Here is an 18472-nt window from a genome sequence, read left to right as displayed (position 1 = left end):
ATGGCCGACCAGTCTCCGCGCCAGTCGCTGGTGTTCGCCGCCCTCACCGGCCTGGCGTCGATCGTGCCCATCTGGCGCGCACCGCGTCCCGTCCGCGTCGCCCTGGTGGCGGGCACGGGCCTGGTCGCCGGTGGCGCCGCCTACGTCGCGCTCACCCGACCCGATCTCATCGACGCCGACCGCGAGCCGGTCGCCGCTCCGCAGTCAGCAGCCGTCGGCACGGGCGTCGCTGTGCTGGCCGGGGGAGCGACGGCGGTGGGATTCGCCGTCGACCGCGCCTTCGAGCAGGGCCTCGTCCGCCGCGGCGTGAAGCACCCCCGCCTCGTGCTCGGCACCGCCGGCGCGGTGCTGTCGTACGCGATCGACGTGCTCGACCGCCGGTTCGACTCGAACTAGCCCGACGTTTCGCCCTGGCTCTCCGACCGCCCCGGCCCCGACTCTTGTGGCGGGATTCGGCCGGATCCGCCTCGGACGGGCGAAAGGCGTCACAAGAGCTGGTCCGGGGTGGGTTCGGGGGTCGGTCCCGCCTAGCGCAGCGTGTCCTCGAGCATCCGGGGACGGCTGATGACGATGCCGGCGGCCGTGATCGCCCCGGCCGACACGATGAGCGCCACGAGCGGCGCGGTCCACGAGCCCGTGGCGTCGTGGAGCGCACCGACGCCGAACGGGCCGAGCCCGGCCAGCAGGTAGCCCAGGCCCTGCGTGAGCAGGGACAGCGCCGTCGTCGCCGCGGGCGTGCGGGTGCGCTTGCCGATCATGGCCAGCACCCACGTGAAGGCGCCGCCGCCGAGGCCGAGCAGCACCGACCACAGCACCGGCAGGCTCGCCGGCGCCAGCAGCACCCCGAGCCAGCCCGCGGCGCTCACGACGCCGAAGAACACCGGGAGCACGGGGGTGTCGCCCGTGCGGGCCATGAGCCAGGGCAGGGCGAGCGTCAGCGGGATGCCGACGCCGGTGATGACGCCCAGCAGGATGCCGGCCTGGTGCTCGCCCACGCCGCCGTCGGTGAGGATCTCGGGGTACCAGCCGAACTGCGCGTACGCGGCGGCCGACTGGGCGCCGAAGCACGCGACCATGGCCCACGCCAGCGGGGACCGCGTGATCTCGCGCAGCGGCAGCCGGTCGGCCGTGGCGGGGCCGGTGTGCACGTCGTGCCGCAGCAGCGTGAGCCACGGCAGGATCGTCACCACGGCCAGCAGCGCCCACGCGGCGAGGCCGGGGCGCCAGCCGCCGAGCGCCTCGCTGATCGGCACCGTGGTGATCGAGGCGATCGTGGCACCGCCCATGATCGCGGCGCCGTAGAGGGCGCTGATGAGGGGGATGCGGTCGGGGAAGTGCACCTTCGCCAGCGGCGGCAGGATGACGTTGCCGACGGCCGCGCCGGCGAGGGCGATCGCGGTCGTGCCGAGGAACAGGGGCGTCTCGTCGAGGAGGGTCCGCGCGACCAGACCGGCCGCGAGCACGGCCAGCAGCGCGACGCAGGCGTGGTGCAGGCCGAACCGGCGGACGAGCCCCCCGGCGCTGAAGCCGATGAGGGCGAAGCACAGGACGGGCAGCGTGGTGAGGATCCCGGCCGTGGTGGGGGTCATCGCGAGGTCGTGGCGCACCTCGGGCAGGACGACGCCGAGGCTGGCGACCACCACGCGCAGGTTCAGCGCGAGCAGGACGATGGCGGTTCCGACCAGCCAGCGCCCGCCGACGCTCGGGGCGGGAGTGGTGGGCTGGTCGGGCACGTGCTCCATCTACGCACACGCCGCGGACGGCGGGACGGGTGGGGCAGGATCAGCGAAGGCGGCGTCAGAGGGGCGCGCCGAGGTTCTGCACCCAGTACGTGCCGTACGTCGACGACGAGTCCGTGGCGTACCCGACGCCCAGGTGGGTGAAGGCGTCGCTCATGAGGTTGGCGCAGTGCCCGGGGCTGCCCAGCCAGCCGCGCATGACCTCGGCGGGGGAGTCGTACCCGGCGGCGATGTTCTCCCCGACGGCGCGCCACGCGTAGCCCTGCCGGTCGGCACGGTCGGCGACGGTCGAGCCGTCACGGCCGGTGTGGCTGAAGTAGTCGTGGACGGCCATGTCCTTCGCGTGGCCCTGCGCGGCGGCGGTCAGCCGCTGGTTCAGCGAGACCGGGGCCTGCGCCTCGTAGCTCTTCGTGCCGCACTCGCGCTCGGAGGCGCGGGCCTCGTTGACGAGGCGGAGGATCTCCTGCGACCGGGCGTCCGGCTTCCAGGGCGCCCGGGCGGCGACCCGCTTCGCCGGGCTGTTGGCGGCCTTGAGCGAGCCCTTCGCCGAGACGCGGACCCGCAGGGCGATCGCGGCACCGGCCTTCGCCGGGGCGCGGTAGCGCAGGACGACGCGCCCGTAGCGGTTCGTGCGGGCGCGGTCGGCCTTGACCCACGTGCCGTTCACGCGGCGCTGGAGCGTGACGACGCGGGCCTTGGACGCGCGACCCTTCGCGGTGACCTTGACCGAGTACTTCAGGGCGGTCCCCGGCTTGACGGCCTGGCCCGCCTTCGTGAAGCCCGCGATCCTCGTCGGGGTCGCGGCGTCTGCCGGCGCGGCGCCCAGGACGAGGGCGCCGGCGGTGAGCAGCACGGCGATGGTGTGACGCATGTGACCTATGTTACGCGCTTTCGACGGCTGTCGGAGCCGTGATTCGAGGCGCCGTAGGCTGGAGCGGTGAGCAACGACGGCAGCACGACCCTCGAGGGCACCCCCAATCCGGAGGCCCCCAATCCCCAACTGCCGATCGTGCAGAAGCTGCGCATCCGCTACGCCAAGCGCGGCCGGATGCGGTTCACCAGCCACCGCGACTTCGCCCGCGCCTTCGAGCGCGCGATCCGGCGCGCGGCGCTGCCGATCGGCCACTCCTCGGGCTACACGCCCCACCCCAAGATCTCGTACGCCGGGGCGTCGCCCACCGGCGCGGCCAGCGAGGCCGAGTTCGCCGAGATCGGGCTGACCCGCCCGATGGAGCCGGCCGACGTCCGCGCGGCCCTCGACGAGGCCCTGCCCGACGGTCTCGACGTCGTCGACGTGGTCGTCTCTCCCGGGGGCGCGCTGGCCGACCTGCTCCAGGCCAGCCGCTGGTCGATCGAGCTGCCCGACGTCTCGCCCGAGGACGCACGGACCGCCGTCGAGGCCTTCCTGGCCCGCGACGAGGTCCTCGTCGAGCGCATGATGAAGCGGGGCCTGCGCACCTTCGACTGCCGGGCCGCGGTCGTGCGTCTCGCCGTCGATCCCCGGGCAGGCACACACGGGTGTGCGATACTGGACCTGGTCGTACGCCATGACACCCCGTCGGTACGACCGGACGACGTGATCACCGGACTGCGCACCCTGTGCGGCCTGCCGATCGAGAAGGCGCCCCTGGCGACCCGCTCGGACCAAGGGCCGCTGGATGAGCAGTACGGTACGGTCGGCGATCCGCTCGCCACCGGCCGCGACGCACCCTGACAGGTGTCGACCGCGGCGGGTCGGGCTGGTGGCCGCGTGACAGGCCGTGGCGGAGTCCTTACAGACAGACTTGAGGTCCCGCGGGACCGTTGACCAGCCCGGTGGGTGGCTGCGCCGCTGCCGGGCGAAGGAGAGCACATGCTCGATCCGAACGACGCGGCCGACACGCCCGAGACCACCGGCGAGGACACCCCCGAGGCCCCCGTCACCACCACGACCACCACCCGCACGCGCCGTCGTGCCGCGGGTCGTCCCGCCGGGCCGCCCGCCGCGGTCTTCGCGCCTCCGGTCGAGGAGGAGCCCGAGCCCGAACCGGTGATCGACGAGGACGAGGACGCCGAGGACGGCGAGGCCGCCGAGCCCGCTCCCGTGGTCCGCACGCGCCCGCCGGTCGGCGCGATGTTCCAGGCCCCGCCCACCGAGCTGGCCCCGCCGCTCGAGCGCAAGCGCCCCGAGACCGACGACGCCGACTCCGGCTCGGACTCCGACGACGACGAGGACGGCTCGGACGACGACGGCAGCGAGGGCGGCCGCCGCCGTCGCCGCCGCGGAGGCCGTCGCCGCCGCAAGAGCGACCAGGACACCACCGACGACGACTCCGAGTCCGGCTCCGACGACGCCCAGTCGAAGGACAAGGACTCCTCCGAGTCCGGTGACGACGAGCAGTCCGGCTCCGGCTCCACCCGTCGTCGCCGTCGCCGCGCCCGGGCGGGCGAGGGCGCCGAGGGCTCGCCCGACGATCCCGAGAACACCGTCGTGAAGGTCCGCGAGGGGCGCACCGCCGAGGACGAGATCACGGGCGTCACCGGCTCCACCCGCCTCGAGGCCAAGAAGCAGCGCCGCCGCGAGGGCCGCGAGGCCGGCCGCCGCCGCGCGCCCATCGTCAGCGAAGCCGAGTTCCTCGCCCGCCGCGAGGCCGTCGAGCGGGAGATGGTCGTGCGCCAGCGCGACGACTACACGCAGATCGCGGTGCTCGAGGACGGCGTCCTCGTCGAGCACTACGTCGCCCGCGAGTCGCAGACCTCGCTCATCGGCAACGTCTACCTGGGCAAGGTCCAGAACGTGCTGCCCAGCATGGAGGCGGCGTTCGTCGACATCGGTGCTGGCCGCAACGCGGTCATCTACGCCGGCGAGGTCGACTGGTCGAACATCCAGAACGGCAAGCAGCGCAAGATCGAGGACGCGCTCCAGCCCGGGCAGACCGTGCTCGTCCAGGTCTCCAAGGACCCGATCGGCCAGAAGGGCGCCCGCCTGACCAGCCAGATCAGCCTGCCCGGACGCTTCCTGGTCTACGTGCCCGGCGGTGGCAGCAACGGCATCAGCCGCAAGCTGCCCGAGAACGAGCGCGCGCGCCTCAAGGGCCTGCTGAAGGAGGCCCTGCCCGAGAGCGCCGGCGTCATCGTCCGCACGGCCGCGGAGGGCGCCACCGAGGATCAGCTGCAGCGCGACATCGCCGCGCTGACCGCCCGCTGGGAGGACATCGAGAGCAAGGTGACCGCCGGCAAGGCGCCCCAGCTGCTCTACTCCGAGCCCGACCTGATGATCAAGGTCATCCGTGACCTGTTCAACGAGGACTTCGCGTCGCTGACGATCCAGGGCGACGAGGCCTGGGACATGGTGGCGGGCTACGTCGCGCACGTCGCGCCCGACCTCGAGGAGCGGGTGAAGCGCTGGGACGGCGATGAGGACATCTTCGCCGCCCGTCGCCTCGACGAGCAGATCCACAAGGCGCTCGACCGCAAGGTCCACCTGCCGTCCGGCGGCTCGCTGGTCATCGACCGCACCGAGGCCATGGTCGTCGTCGACGTCAACACGGGCCGGTTCACCGGCTCGGGCGGCAACCTCGAGGAGACCGTCACCAAGAACAACCTCGAAGCGGCCGAGGAGATCGTGCGCCAGCTCCGGCTGCGCGACCTCGGCGGCATCATCGTCATCGACTTCATCGACATGGTCCTGGAGAGCAACCGCGACCTCGTCATGCGCCGTCTCGTCGAGTGCCTCGGTCGCGACCGCACGCGTCACCAGGTCGCCGAGGTCACCTCGCTGGGCCTGGTCCAGATGACCCGCAAGCGCATCGGCACGGGCCTGCTCGAGTCGTTCAGCCACGACTGCGAGGAGTGCAACGGCCGGGGTGTCGTCATCCAGGACGCGCCGGTCGAGCCGAAGAAGGACGAGGGCCAGCGGCGTGGACGTCGTGGCGGCCGATCGAACCGCGGCGGCGGCGGCGGCAACGGTGGCGGTGGCAACAACGGTGGCGGACGCCAGCAGCGCTCGGACAAGGGCGACCAGTCCAAGGACGAGCAGCCGAAGGACGAGCAGCCGAAGGACGAGCAGCCGAAGGACGAGCAGCCGAAGGACGAGCAGCCGAAGGACGAGCAGCCGCAGCAGGACGCCCCGAAGCCCGCGGAAGCCCAGGCCCAGGAGCAGCCCGCGCAGGCTTCCGACGCCCCCGTTTTGACCGACGATGGGGCGCCCGAGTAGAATCGACAGTCGGTGCGCTCGGCGCGCCCTTCAGACTTTCACGACCCAGTCTTTTTCAGTAAGTACAGAGTGAGGAATCCCGTGGTGTACGCAATCGTGCGCAATGGCGGCGGCCAGGCCAAGGTCGCGGTCGGCGACGTCATCTCGATCGACCAGGTCCAGGCGACCGAGGGCGACACCGTCCAGCTCGCCGCCGTCATGGTGGTCGACGGTGACCAGGTGACGGCCGGTGCCGACGCCTCCAAGGTCAAGGTCGACGCCGAGGTGATCGGCGGCGCCAAGGGCCCCAAGATCATCATCCAGAAGTACAAGAACAAGACCGGTTACAAGAAGCGCCAGGGTCACCGTCAGAAGTACACCCAGGTCAAGATCACCGGAATCAGCAAGTAAGGGACTGACGACATGGCACACAAGAAGGGCGCAGCCTCCACCAAGAACGGTCGCGACTCCAACGCCCAACGCCTCGGCGTCAAGCGTTTCGGCGGCCAGCTGGTCAACGCGGGCGAGATCATCGTCCGCCAGCGTGGCACCCACTTCCACCCCGGCTCCAACGTCGGTCGCGGTGGCGACGACACGCTGTTCGCCCTCGCCCCCGGCGCGGTCGAGTTCGGCACGAAGCGCGGCCGTCGCGTCGTGAACATCGTTCCGGAGCAGTGACACGCAGATCCTCCTGAAGGGGGCGGTCCGCTGATGCGGACTGCCCCTTTCTCATTTCCCTCTCGGGCCTCGTTCCCCACCCAGACGCATCCAGGAGACACCCATGGCGATCCCCACGTTCGTTGACCAGGTGACCCTGCACGTCTCGGGCGGCAACGGTGGGCACGGCGTCGCGTCGGTCCACCGTGAGAAGTTCAAGCCCCTCGGCGGTCCCGACGGCGGCAACGGCGGGCACGGCGGCGACGTCGTCCTGGTCGTCGCGTCCGACGTCACCACGCTGATCGACTACCACCACGAGCCCCACCGCAAGGCCACCAGCGGCGCGCCTGGCGCGGGCTCGAACCGCAACGGCGCCAACGGCGACGACCTCGTCCTGAAGGTCCCCGACGGCACGGTGATCCGCGACGAGAGCGGCGAGATCCTGGCCGACCTGGTCGGCGCCGGCACCTCCCTGGTCATCGCGGCCGGCGGTCGCGGCGGTCTGGGCAACGCCGCCCTCGCGTCGAGCAAGCGCAAGGCACCCGGCTTCGCGCTCAAGGGTGAGCCGGGCGAGGAGCGCACGGTCACGCTCGAGCTGAAGGTCGTGGCCGACATCGGCCTCATCGGCTTCCCCTCGGCCGGCAAGTCCAGTCTCATCGCCTCGCTCTCGCGCGCCCGTCCCAAGATCGCCGACTACCCGTTCACCACGCTGGTGCCGAACCTCGGCGTCGTGCGCGCGGGTGACACCACCTTCACCGTCGCCGACGTGCCCGGCCTCATCGAGGGCGCCAGCGAGGGTCGCGGCCTCGGTCACGACTTCCTGCGCCATGTCGAGCGCTGCGCCGCGCTGGTGCACGTGATCGACTGCGCCACCGTCGAGCCCGGCCGTGACCCGCTCAGCGACCTCGACGTGATCGAGACCGAGCTCGCGCGCTACGGCGAGTACGCCGACGTCGACTTCAGCGACCGTCCCCGTCTCGTCGCCCTCAACAAGACCGACGTCCCCGACGCCGCCCAGATCGCCGAGTTCGTGATCGGCGAGCTGCGCGAGCGCGGCCTGCGCGTCTTCGAGGTCTCCGCGGCCAGCCATGCCGGCCTGCGCGAGCTGTCGTTCGCGATGGCCGAGATCGTCGCCGCGCGTCGCGCCGCCGAGCCGAAGCGCGAGGCCACCCGCATCGTGCTGCGCCCGCCGGCGCCGTCGGGCGTGGGCCGCGAGTTCGAGGTCAGGCAGATCGACGGCCGCTGGCACGTCGTCGGCGAGAAGCCCGCCCGCTGGGTCCGCCAGACCGACTTCAGCAACGACGAGGCCGTCGGCTTCCTCGCCGACCGGCTCAACCGCCTCGGCGTCGAGGACGAGCTGCTCGGCCTGGGCGCCAAGGCCGGCGACGACATCGTCATCGGTGCCGCGCACGCCGGCGAGGTGGGCCGCGACGAGGTCGTGTTCGACTTCGATCCCACGATCACCGCCGGCGCCGAGGTGCTCGGCCGTCGCGGCGAGGACCTGCGCATCGACCAGAGCACGCGCCGAACGAACGCCGAGCGTCGCGAGCTGCTCGCCGCCCGTCGCGCCTGGGAGCTCGAGGCGGCCGCGCTGCGTGCCGAGGGCCGCGAGCCCGAGCCGTTCGACCCCAGCACGGTCCTCGAGGACTGGACGATCGGTGAGGAGTACCCCGGCGACGACGAGCTCGACGACGAGGACCTGCGGTGAGGGTCGTCGTCAAGGTCGGCTCCTCGTCGCTGACGACGCCGGACGGACACCTCGACCCCGACCGCATCGGCACCGTCGTCGACGCCGTCGTCACGGTGCGTGCCCGCGGTGACGAGGTCGTCCTGGTCTCGTCCGGTGCCATCGCCGCCGGCCTCGGCCCCCTGGGCCTGCCGCGCCGTCCCCGCGACCTGCCCACGCAGCAGGCCGCGGCCGCCGTCGGCCAGCGCGCGCTGATCGCGCACTACTCCGAGGCCTTCGCGGCCGCGGGCCTGGTCGTCGGCCAGGTGCTGCTCACCGTCGATGACGTCACGCGCCGCAGCCACTACCGCAACGCGCACCAGACCTTCGCGAAGCTGCTCGAGCTGGGCGTCGTGCCGGTCGTCAACGAGAACGACACGGTCGCCACCTCCGAGATCCGCTTCGGCGACAACGACCGGCTGGCCGCGCTCGTGGCCCACCTCGTCCACGCCGACCAGCTGATCCTGCTGTCCGACGTCGACGGCCTCTACACGGGCCACCCCGACCTGCCCGACTCCCGGCCGATCGCCACGGTGCGGTCCGAGGCCGACCTCGCCGGCATCGACGTCGCGCGCGTCGGCTCGGCCGTCGGCACCGGAGGCATGGTCACGAAGCTCGACGCCGCGCGGATCGCCACGGCCGCCGGCATCCCCGTCCGCCTCACCTCGGCCGCCCGCGCGGTCGAGGCGGTCGAGGGCGAGCCCGTCGGCACGCTGTTCGAGCCCACCGGCAAGCGACGCGGCACGCGCCTGCTGTGGCTCGCGCACGCCAGCGAGACCAGAGGTCGGCTGCTGCTCGACGCGGGCGCGCGCCGGGCGCTCGTCGACCGCGGCGCCTCGCTGCTGGCCGCCGGGATCGTGGGCGTGGAGGGCGACTTCTCCGCCGGCGACCCCGTCGACGTGGTCGATCCCGACGGCGCCGTCATCGCGCGTGGCCTGGTCAACTACGACAGCGACGAGCTGCCCGGCATGCTGGGCCGCTCCACGGCCGAGCTCGCCGCCGAGCACGGTCCCGAGCGCGAGCGCGCGGTCATCCACCGCGACGACCTCATCCTCGTCTCCTGACGCATCACGCGGGCTTGCCCGTGACTCTCCTTCGGTGACACGGTCACCCCAGGAGGTCGGTCATGTCCGGTCAGGACGCCAGCACGGTCGTGATGGAGCTGCGCGTGCACGGCGTGCGCGGCACGCCGACGGACTTGATGCTGGGCGTCCCGGCCGACGAGGTCGTCCAGGTCGCCGGTGACGGACGGACCGGCTTCTACCGCATCCGCGACGGCGCCGACCCACCGCTGCGCACGCTGCCGCGCGGGATGGCACTCGAGGCCTACTCGTGGGGCGAGCTCACCTCGGGCGTGCGCGGCGTGCTCGGCTGGGTGACCCGGGTCCTGTGGCTCGTCCTGCTGCCGTTCGCGCTGGTGAACCTCGCGTTCTGGGCACGGACCCAGGCCGGCGAGGACAGCGGGCAGGCCCGGTGGGGGATGCGCGCCGTCCGGATCAGCGCGCTGCTGCTCACCGTGATCGCGATGCTGACCGTCTGCTTCGTCGCGATCGACCTCGTCGCCTGGCAGTGCTTCCGCGCGAACGCCGTGGCCTGCCCCGTCCTGCCCGACGCGCTCGACCGCGTGGCCGGACTGTCGGCCGGCGCCCGCATCGCGGTGATGTCGCTGGTCCCGCTCGGTGCCCTGCTCACGCTCGTCGCGCTGTCGTTCCAGAGCCTCGCGCGCTACGAGGCAGCGGTGCACGAGGCGGACGTGACGATGACTGACGAGGAGCGTGGCCGGCCTCGGGCCAGCATCCTCGAGCACCCCCTGATGTGGCGGGGCGAGCAGCGCACCCGCCGGCTGCAGCGCCTGCACGTCGCCGCCGGCCTGACCACGGTCGTGCTGTTCACCGGCATCCACGTGCTGGTGCGCGAGGGGCCGTCCCGGGTGTGGCCGACGACGCTGGCGGCGGCGGCCATCATGGCGGTCGTCGTGCTGCGGACGATGGCGGTCGACCAGGACGACCTGGAGTACCGCGACCGGCCGCACCAGGGACGGCTCAGCCGCCGCGTCTTCCCGTGGACGGGTCCGGGACGGATGATGCGACGGCTGCCGCTCGACGCCCTGGCCTGGGCGGCGCTCGGCGTCGTGGTGGTGCATCTGGCCGTGCTGTGGACGGTCGAGCTGCCCTTCGCGCAGCAGGACCTGGCCTGGTACGGCTCCAACCTGTGGTTCATCGGGCTGTTCGTGCTGCTGACGATCGTGCACGTCATCGTGTTCGTCGGCGGGCGCGTGCGGCTGCGCTGGACGTGCGTCGTCGTCCTCGGCGTGCTGCTCGTCGTGGCGTCCGGCTGGCTCGTGCCGGCGTGGGTGCTGGCGGTCGAGACGGTCGCGGCGTGGGTCGTGCTGCTGATGTTCCACCGGAACCGCAGCCGCAGGGAGCGCAATCGCCGCGTGGCCTGGGGCGGTGCGGGGGCCTCGGTGATGCTCGGCGCCGCGACGATGGTGGCGCTGCTGTTCACGTCGGCGGGAGCGGTGGCCGCGGCGAACTTCCTCAACGGCGACACCCAGACCGTGGCCGACCTCATCACCGTGCGCAACGAGCGGTCGCCCGTCTCGGCGCAGGGGGAGCGGCGGCTGGCGCTGTCCGGCGACATCCGCCTGCAGGGAGCCCGCATCGTCCTGGAGAGCGGTGCCGTGCGGGTCACGCACGGCACGATCCGTGCCGACGCGCTGTCCCGGGAGAGCGACGGCGTGGCCTCCTACTCCTTGGCCTCGACGCTCGTCGACCGAGCCGTCCTCGTGCTGCCGCCGGGCACGCGGACGGTCCGGCTGGTCGGGTCGTGCTTCGGTCGTGCCGACGACCCCGCGTACCCGGCGCAGGAGCCGTGCACGGGGGAGTCGAAGGGGTTCCGGACCGCCGGCGCCCTCGACGTCTCGCCCTCCTGCGTCCGCGACGACGCGCTCGTGCCGTGCCTGCGTGTCAAGGCCGCCGACGGGAAGGTGGCGCTCAAGGTCTCCGATCCGCCGCAGACGCCGATCGTCGTGCCCCAGGTGCTCGTGTGGACGCCGCTCATGCAGTCCTCGATGCTCGTGCTGGGCGGCCTGCTGACCGTCGTGATGGTGGTCCGCTACCGGACGAAGGCCGGTCCCGCGATCCGGCGGCTCGTGGGCCGCGACAGCCTCCGGGTGCCGTCGCAGGATCGCGACGGAGTGACCGACGCGCGCCTCGCGGCGGGCCTGGCCCACCGCGCCGAGCGTCTGCTGGACGGCTCGGGGATGGTGACGACGGCCCTGGCCGTGGCGACGCTCGCCCTCTCGTCGGGAGGCCGGGCGCCGTGGTCGGTCTACCCGGGGCTGCGGCCGCTCGCGACGATCTCGCTCTACGTCGCGCTGCTCGGCAGCATCGGCCTGATGATGGCCGGGGCGCGGGTCCGGCGATCGCCGACGGCGCGCCGCAACGTGGGCATCCTGTGGGACGTCACCACGTTCTGGCCGCGGGCGGCCCATCCCTTCGCACCGCCCTGCTACGCCGAGCGGGTCGTCCCTGAGGTCACGGCGCGGGCACGCTGGGCGCTGGGCGACGACCCGAAGCGGGCGGTCGTCCTGTCCGGACACAGTCAGGGCTCGCTGATCTGCGTGGCGGTGGCGTGCCGCCTGAACGGCCAGGCGTCGCGGCTGCGGCTGCTCACGTACGGCAGCCAGGTCCGCGCGATCTACGGTCGCGTGTTCCCCGCGGCGGCGGGTCCGTCGGCCCTGGGCTACGTGCCGACGCCGGGCCCGACGAGGCTGGGCGAGGCCTGGCCGGACGTGCCCGACGGACGGCCGCAGGCGTCGCCCGCGCCGACCGGCCTGCGGCACCAGCTCGGCGATCCGACGCACTGGGTCAACCTGTTCCGCCGCGGCGACCCGCTCGGCTACCGCGTCTACTCCGACCGCGACCACCCCGTGTTCGACGTCCCGACGCTCGAGGTGCGGCCCGCGGACTCGGGCGATCCCGGCTCGCTCGTGATGACGCATGGCGGCTACCAGCACTCCCCGGAGTACCGCACCGCGATCGCGGCGTGGACGGGGGAGCCCGTGCACGTCTGCCCGACGGATCCGGCCCGGGCCGACGCGCTCCCGCCCACCTGATGCACCAAATCCGAAAAACATTGCATGTGACCCACGTCATACGGCAGGATGCGGGACGTGGACCAGACCCGGCAGCAGCTCGTGCGAGCGGCCCGGCACGCTCTGATCGCGGGCGAGCCGGTCGACGTGGGCAAGGTCGCCGCAGAAGTGGGTGTCGACCGCAGCACCGTGTTCCGGCGCGTGGGCCGTCGTGACCGCCTGGTCGCCGACGCGCTGTGGGAGACCACCGAGCAGATCGCCTGGCCCCGGGTCGTGGCGGAGCACCCGCCGGGGACCGAGCACCGGGCCGCCAGCATCCTGCGCGCCTATGTGCAGCTGCTGATCGACGAGCCCTGGTTCCGCGCGTTCCTGCACCGTGACCCGGCCCGGGCGCTGCGCATCCTCACCACATCCGAGCAGCCCAACCAGGCACGAATGCTCGCCCTCGTGCGCGAGCTCATCCAGACCGAGCCGCCCGGACCGGTCGACCTCCCGTCCGACGAGCTCGCGTTCGTCGTCGTCCGGGTGGCCGAGTCGTTCATCTACGCCGACCTCATCACGGGCGGCACCCCCGACGCCGACGCGGCGTACCAGGTCTTCGTCGCCCTGCTCGGGTGACCGGAAGGAAAGAGAGAGACATGACCCCCCACGGAACCGCCGACCCCCGCTTCGACCGCCTGCGCGACGTCTTCGCCGCGAACCTCGAGTCCGGCGAGGAGCTCGGCGCCGCCATCGCCGTCGACCTCGACGGCGAGACCCTCGTCGACCTCTGGGGTGGGCACGCCGACGTCGCCCGCACCCGCGAGTGGGACCGCGACACGATCGTCAACGTCTGGTCCACCACCAAGGAGATCTCCGCGCTGGCGGTCCTCGTGCTGGTGGAGCGCGGCCTCGTCGACCTCGACGCGCCGGTGGCCACGTACTGGCCCGAGTTCGCCCAGAACGGCAAGGAGGGCGTGCTGGTCCGCCACGTCATGTCGCACACCTCGGGCGTCTCGGGATGGGAGCAGCCGTTCGTGCTGGAGGACATGTTCGACCGCGAGGCGTCGACGGCGCGGCTGGCGGAGCAGGCGCCGTGGTGGGAGCCGGGCACCGCCTCGGGCTACCACGCGCAGAACCAGGGACACCTGCTGGGCGAGATCGTCCGGCGGGTCAGCGGCCGCACGCTCACGCGGTTCGTGGCCGAGGAGATCGCGGGCCCGCTCGGCGTCGACCTGCAGATCGGCGCCACCGAGCAGGACGACGACCGGATCGCCGAGATCGTGCCCCCGCCGCCGCTGGACATCGACCTGAGCGCCGTCGCGATGGACTCGCCGATGGTCAAGACGTTCACGGGTCCGGTGGCCGACGCGAACGCCGCGAACACGATCCCGTGGCGTCGGGCCGAGCTGGGCGCGCTCAACGGGCACACGAACGCCCGCGCGCTGGCCCGTGCCTTCTCGGTCGTGTCGCGCGGGGGAGAGGTCGACGGGGTCCGGCTGCTCTCGAAGGGCACGATCGACCAGATCTTCCGCGAGCAGTCGCACGGCGTCGACCTGGTGCTGGGCGTGCCGCTGCGGTTCGGCATCGGCTTCGCCCTGCCCGAGCTGGAGACGCTGCCGTACCTCCCGGACGAGCGGATCTGCTTCTGGGGCGGCTGGGGCGGCTCGATGACCGTGATGCTCCCGGACCGTGGACTGACGTTCTCCTACGTCATGAACAAGATGGCGCCCGGAATCATCGGCTCGGAGCGATCGGCGGGGTACATCACCGAGATCCTCGCCGCCGTGCGGTGAACCAGCGGTCCCACCCCAGCACGATCGCGAGTCCCACGAGGACTCCGAGCACCGTGTCGACCACCCGGTCGAACACGAGCGTGGAGGCCGGGGCGTCCGAGCCGAGGCTCACCATCAGCAGGGCGCACGGCGTGATCGCGACGAGGGCGACGGCGTAGTTGCGACCCACCAGCAGCTCGGCGATCACCTGCAGGACGATGACCACGAGGATCGTCGCGAGTGGGTTCGGCTCGAGAGCGAGCAGCCCGCCCGCGACGACCACGCCGACGGTCGTGCCGACGGCGCGGTGCAGACCGCGCAGGACCTGGTGACCGGTGCTGGGCCCGGAGGCCACGGCCGCGCCGCCGACCGCGGCCCAGTACGCGTGACCGAGGTCGAGCGCGACGGCGGAGGCTCCTGCCGCTCCGATGACGAGGGCGACCCGGGCGACCTCCTCCAGGGTGCGCGGGCTGTGCAGCGCGCGGTGCAGGGGAGCGTCCCAGGCTGACCGCGGCCTGCGACGCGACGGCGTGAGAGCGCCGAGCGTGCCCACCACGAGGGCCAGCACCGCGGTCGCCGCGGCCACGGCTACGTGCGGCAGGACCTCGCTCGCGGCGGCGCCGGTGCTGCTCGTGGCTCCCACGGCGAAGACGGGGAAGAGGGCGCCCGGTGGATGCCACGACCACGCGATCGAGGCGAGCGTGGCGACAGCGTCCGTCGCCGTGAGCGCCACGACGAGGACCCACGGGCCCGTGTCGGCGGCCGCGAGGGTGGTGCCGAGCGCGACGGCGGCGACGAGCACCATCGCGGCGGAGGTCTGCATCGCCGCGCGGGACCGGTACGCGTTCGCCCGCCCGTACAGCGCGGTGAAGGCGCCGAAGGTGGCCGGCAGGGCCAAGTCGAGACGGTCGATCGCCCACAGCAGGAGCAGCGGGACGCCGAAGCTGACACCGGCCCGCAGCGCGATCCAGTGGGCGTGGCCGTGTGGTGCGAACTCGGTCAGCGACCGCCAGGACCGGCGCAGTGGCGAGTCGGACGAGGGCACCTCCCGAGCCTAGTTCGCGCCACTAGACTCGCCGCATGGGTACCGAGGTCCGTGAGGCTGCTCTGCGCGCGCGTGACGCCGCGCGCGTGCTGGCGCTCGCGACGCGCAAGGACAAGGACGCGGCGCTGACCGCGATGGCCGAGGCGCTCGTCGCCGGCACCGATCGCATCGTCGCGGCGAACGCCGAGGACGTGGCCGAGGCGCGGGCGGAGGGCACGCCCGAGAACGTCATCGACCGCCTCGCGCTCGATGCTGGGCGCGTGGCCGCGTTCGCGCAGGGCGTGCGCGACATCGCCGCGCTGCCCGACCCGATCGGCGAGGTCGTGCGCGGCTCGACCCTGCCGAATGGCCTGCAGCTGCAGCAGATCCGCGTGCCGATGGGCGTGATCGGCATGATCTACGAGGGCCGCCCGAACGTCACCGCCGATGCCGCGGCCATCTGTCTCAAGGCCGGCAGCGCGTCGCTGCTGCGCGGCTCGCGCTCGGCCCGACGCTCGAACGCCGTCATCGTCGAGATCATGCGCGACGCCGTCGCCTCGGCCGGGCTGCCCGCCGACACGATCCAGGCCATCAGCGCCGAGGACCGCAGCACCTCCACCGACCTCATGACCGCGCGGGGCCTGGTCGACCTCGTCATCCCGCGCGGCGGCGCCGGCCTGATCCGCACGGTCGTCGAGCAGTCCACCGTGCCCGTCATCGAGACCGGCACGGGCAACGTGCACGTCTACGTCGACGCGGACGCCGACCTCGACATGGCGCTCGACATCGTCCTGAACTCCAAGACCCAGCGCAACAGCGTCTGCAACGCCGCCGAGTCGCTGCTCGTGCACCGCGCGGTCGCCGACGAGTTCCTGCCCCGCGTCGTGAAGGAGCTACAGCACCGCGGCGTCGCGATCCACGGCGACGAGGCCTTCGGCGCGTTCGACGGGGTCGACGAGGCCACCGAGGACGACTACGCCACCGAGTACCTCGACGCGCAGATCGCGGCCCGCGTGGTGGACTCGCTCGACGAGGCGGTCGACCACGTCCGGCGCTACACCTCGGGGCACACCGAGGCGATCGTCACGCGCTCGCTCGACGCCGCCCGCCGCTTCACGATGGGCGTCGACTCGGCCGCCGTGATGGTCAACGCCTCCACCCGGTTCACCGACGGCGGGGAGTTCGGGTTCGGCGCCGAGATCGGCATCTCCACGCAGAAGCTGCACGCCCGCGGGCCCATGGGCCTGACCGAGATGACCACGACCACCTACGTGGTGACCGGCACCGGTCAGACGCGCTGATAGATTGTCGCCCATGCTCGATCTGATGCTGGCCGCCGAGGAAGTGGCCGAACACGGCGAGGCCGCGATCAACCACTGGGTGGTCGGCGGCATCGCCCTCGGAGTCCTGATGCTGCTGCTGCTCATCACGTTCCTGTTCGGATTGGGTCGCGAGCACACCTGAGCATGACCGACCGTCGCCGCCGCATCGGCGTGATGGGCGGCACGTTCGATCCCATCCACCACGGACACCTCGTTGCCGCCAGCGAGGTGCAGTCGTGGTTCGACCTCGACGAGGTCCTGTTCGTCCCCACGGGCCAGCCCTGGCAGAAGACCGACCGCGACGTCTCGCCGCCCGAGGACCGCTACCTGATGACGGTCATCGCCACGGCGGCCAACCCGCGCTTCCGGGTGAGCCGCGTGGACATCGACCGCGCCGGCCTGACCTACACGATCGACACGCTGCGCGAGCTGGCCGCGACGTACCCGGACGACGAGCTCTACTTCATCACCGGCGCCGATGCGATGGCCGCGATCCTCACGTGGCGCGACCACGGCGAGCTGTTCGAGCTGGCGCACTTCGTCGGCTGTACGCGACCCGGCCACGAGATGGACGAGTCCACCCTGGAGGGCCTGCCGAAGGAGCGGGTGACGCTGGTCGAGATCCCGGCCCTGGCGATCAGCTCCACCGACTGCCGCGCACGCGTGCACAGCGGCGAGCCGGTCTGGTACCTCGTGCCCGACGGTGTCGTCCAGTACATCGGCAAGCACGGCCTCTACCAACCCCACGACCCACCCAAGGACCCCTCATGACCGCCACCGATCGCGCGATCGAACTGACTCGTGCCGCTGCTGCTGCCGCCGCCGACAAGCAGGCGGCCGACATCATCGCCTTCGACGTCTCCGAGCAGCTGGCCATCACCGACGTCTTCCTGCTGTGCTCGGCGTCGAACCAGCCGCAGATGAACGCCGTCAAGGACTCCATCGAGGAGAAGCTGCTCGAGATCGGCGCGAAGACGATCCGCCGCGAGGGCCAGCGCGAGTCGCGCTGGATCCTCATGGACTACGGCGACATCGTCGTGCACGTCCAGCACTCCGAGGAGCGCGCGTTCTACGCCCTCGAGCGGCTCTGGAGCGACTGCCCGACCATCGACCTGAAGCTGTCGTGAAGCCCGGCTTCAACCCCGGCCGCCGCGTCATCGCGTGGCGGCACGGGCGCACCGAGTGGAACGTGGCCGGCCGCGTGCAGGGCCAGACCGACATCCCGCTCGACGAGGTCGGCCGCCAGCAGGCCGTCGACGCCGCGGCCCGTCTGGCGTCGCTGCGTCCCGTGCGGATCGTCAGCTCCGACCTGTCACGTGCCGCCGACACGGCCCAGGCGCTCGCCGACCGGACGGGACTCGAGGTCGAGCTCGACCCGCGGCTGCGCGAGCTCGCGTTCGGCGCGCGCGAGGGACTGACGTGGCGCGAGTCGTGGGAGCGGTTCCCGGCCGAGATGCAGGCGTGGGCCGACGGCGACGAGACCCGCATCGAGGGCGCCGAGACGCACGCCCAGGCCGGTGCCCGCCTGGAGGCGGCGCTGCGCGACCACCTCGACGCGCTGCCGCTGGGGGAGACCCTCGTGGTCGTCGCCCACGGTGCCGTCCTGCGCACGGGCATCCTGTCGTTCCTGGGCATCGCCGAGGAGTCGTGGCGCCAGTTCGGCGGCCTGTCGAACTGCCACTGGTCGGTGCTGCAGGAGGCCCGCTACGAGGAGTGGTCGCAGTGGCGCCTCTCGGAGTGGAACTCCGGATCCCTGCCCGAGCCGGTCATGTCGGACGACGAGGCCGACGAACCCGACCCCGGTTTGGGCAACTCGGCACCGGCCGTGTAATCTTACGGAGGTTGTTAGAGGGGCATTGGCGCAGTTGGTAGCGCGCTTCCATGGCATGGAAGAGGTCAGGAGTTCGAATCTCCTATGCTCCACAGGACACAGGTCCGGATCCTCACCGAGGATCCGGACCTGCTGCGTTTCCGGGTGGT

18 protein-coding genes and 1 tRNA gene are annotated in these 18472 nt (G+C 72.4%); 16 read left to right on the top strand and 3 right to left on the bottom strand.

The genetic code is table 11. From position 1 onward, the window contains the following. Positions 1-396, top strand: coding sequence for a hypothetical protein (locus ACGWYL_RS01255; protein ID WP_395486214.1), 396 nt, complete (start codon positions 1-3; stop codon positions 394-396). A 131-nt stretch (positions 397-527) separates the two neighbouring features. Here ACGWYL_RS01255 and ACGWYL_RS01250 read toward each other — a convergent pair whose 3' ends face one another. Both ACGWYL_RS01250 and ACGWYL_RS01245 read right to left on the bottom strand, forming a co-directional pair. Continuing rightward, positions 528-1733 (bottom strand): CynX/NimT family MFS transporter, encoded by a 1206-nt coding sequence (locus tag ACGWYL_RS01250; protein WP_395486213.1) that lies wholly within the window; start codon positions 1731-1733, stop codon positions 528-530. Between the two features lie 64 nt (positions 1734-1797). After that, entirely contained in the window at positions 1798-2610 is an 813-nt protein-coding gene (locus tag ACGWYL_RS01245; RefSeq protein ID WP_395486212.1) for a CAP domain-containing protein, read from the bottom strand. Between the two features lie 66 nt (positions 2611-2676). Between ACGWYL_RS01245 and ACGWYL_RS01240 the strand changes: the two genes are divergently transcribed. From ACGWYL_RS01240 to ACGWYL_RS01200, 9 genes are all read left to right on the top strand, one after another. After that, positions 2677-3453, top strand: coding sequence for a TIGR03936 family radical SAM-associated protein (locus tag ACGWYL_RS01240; RefSeq protein ID WP_395486211.1), 777 nt, complete (start codon positions 2677-2679; stop codon positions 3451-3453). Between the two features lie 138 nt (positions 3454-3591). Continuing rightward, the gene (locus ACGWYL_RS01235) at positions 3592-5934 is read left to right on the top strand and encodes an Rne/Rng family ribonuclease (protein WP_395486210.1); all 2343 of its coding nucleotides are present in this window, start codon (positions 3592-3594) and stop codon (positions 5932-5934) included. 84 nt (positions 5935-6018) lie between these two features. Further along, entirely contained in the window at positions 6019-6324 is a 306-nt protein-coding gene (gene rplU, locus ACGWYL_RS01230) for a 50S ribosomal protein L21 (protein ID WP_179427982.1), read from the top strand. 12 nt (positions 6325-6336) lie between these two features. Further along, the gene (rpmA, locus tag ACGWYL_RS01225; RefSeq protein ID WP_179423566.1) at positions 6337-6591 is read left to right on the top strand and encodes a 50S ribosomal protein L27; all 255 of its coding nucleotides are present in this window, start codon (positions 6337-6339) and stop codon (positions 6589-6591) included. A gap of 103 nt (positions 6592-6694) precedes the next feature. Then, complete coding sequence (gene obgE, locus ACGWYL_RS01220; protein WP_179423568.1) at positions 6695-8278, top strand: GTPase ObgE; 1584 nt, start codon at positions 6695-6697, stop codon at positions 8276-8278. After that, positions 8275-9360: a glutamate 5-kinase gene (gene proB / locus ACGWYL_RS01215; protein WP_179423570.1), complete on the top strand. Its 1086-nt coding sequence runs from the start codon at positions 8275-8277 to the stop codon at positions 9358-9360. Before obgE ends, proB begins: the two co-directional genes overlap by 4 nt. A 62-nt stretch (positions 9361-9422) precedes the next feature. Then, the gene (locus ACGWYL_RS01210) at positions 9423-12413 is read left to right on the top strand and encodes a hypothetical protein (protein ID WP_269303096.1); all 2991 of its coding nucleotides are present in this window, start codon (positions 9423-9425) and stop codon (positions 12411-12413) included. Between the two features lie 57 nt (positions 12414-12470). Next, the gene (locus ACGWYL_RS01205; protein WP_179423574.1) at positions 12471-13010 is read left to right on the top strand and encodes a QsdR family transcriptional regulator; all 540 of its coding nucleotides are present in this window, start codon (positions 12471-12473) and stop codon (positions 13008-13010) included. A 20-nt stretch (positions 13011-13030) separates the two neighbouring features. Next, positions 13031-14167, top strand: coding sequence for a serine hydrolase domain-containing protein (locus ACGWYL_RS01200; protein WP_395486209.1), 1137 nt, complete (start codon positions 13031-13033; stop codon positions 14165-14167). Here ACGWYL_RS01200 and ACGWYL_RS01195 read toward each other — a convergent pair. Continuing rightward, positions 14139-15191, bottom strand: a complete 1053-nt coding sequence (locus tag ACGWYL_RS01195; RefSeq protein ID WP_395486208.1) for an FUSC family protein — start codon at positions 15189-15191, stop codon at positions 14139-14141. The genes ACGWYL_RS01200 and ACGWYL_RS01195 overlap by 29 nt on opposite strands. 35 nt (positions 15192-15226) lie before the next feature. On the opposite strand from ACGWYL_RS01195, the gene ACGWYL_RS01190 reads away from it, so the two are divergent. From ACGWYL_RS01190 to ACGWYL_RS01165, 6 genes are all read left to right on the top strand, one after another. Continuing rightward, on the top strand, positions 15227-16471 hold the full coding sequence (locus ACGWYL_RS01190; RefSeq protein ID WP_269303089.1) for a glutamate-5-semialdehyde dehydrogenase: 1245 nt from the start codon (positions 15227-15229) through the stop codon (positions 16469-16471). Positions 16472-16484: 13 nt separating this feature from the next. Beyond that, positions 16485-16634 (top strand): hypothetical protein, encoded by a 150-nt coding sequence (locus ACGWYL_RS01185; RefSeq protein WP_179423582.1) that lies wholly within the window; start codon positions 16485-16487, stop codon positions 16632-16634. A gap of 2 nt (positions 16635-16636) precedes the next feature. Further along, the gene (gene nadD, locus ACGWYL_RS01180) at positions 16637-17263 is read left to right on the top strand and encodes a nicotinate-nucleotide adenylyltransferase (protein WP_395486207.1); all 627 of its coding nucleotides are present in this window, start codon (positions 16637-16639) and stop codon (positions 17261-17263) included. Continuing rightward, a complete protein-coding gene (gene rsfS, locus ACGWYL_RS01175; RefSeq protein ID WP_269303085.1) occupies positions 17260-17619 on the top strand; it encodes a ribosome silencing factor in 360 nt (119 codons plus the stop codon). Before nadD ends, rsfS begins: the two co-directional genes overlap by 4 nt. Continuing rightward, on the top strand, positions 17616-18323 hold the full coding sequence (locus ACGWYL_RS01170) for a histidine phosphatase family protein (RefSeq protein ID WP_395486206.1): 708 nt from the start codon (positions 17616-17618) through the stop codon (positions 18321-18323). The genes rsfS and ACGWYL_RS01170 overlap by 4 nt, the downstream gene beginning before the upstream one ends. A gap of 19 nt (positions 18324-18342) precedes the next feature. After that, a tRNA-Ala gene (locus ACGWYL_RS01165) sits at positions 18343-18415 on the top strand. Positions 18416-18472 lie beyond the last annotated feature (57 nt).

The organism is Aeromicrobium sp. JJY06 (genome assembly GCF_044069275.1).
GTDB classification, from domain to species: domain Bacteria; phylum Actinomycetota; class Actinomycetes; order Propionibacteriales; family Nocardioidaceae; genus Aeromicrobium; species Aeromicrobium tamlense.
Note: the sequence above shows the minus strand (reverse complement) of the source record. Positions and strands in the feature narration are given on the sequence as shown.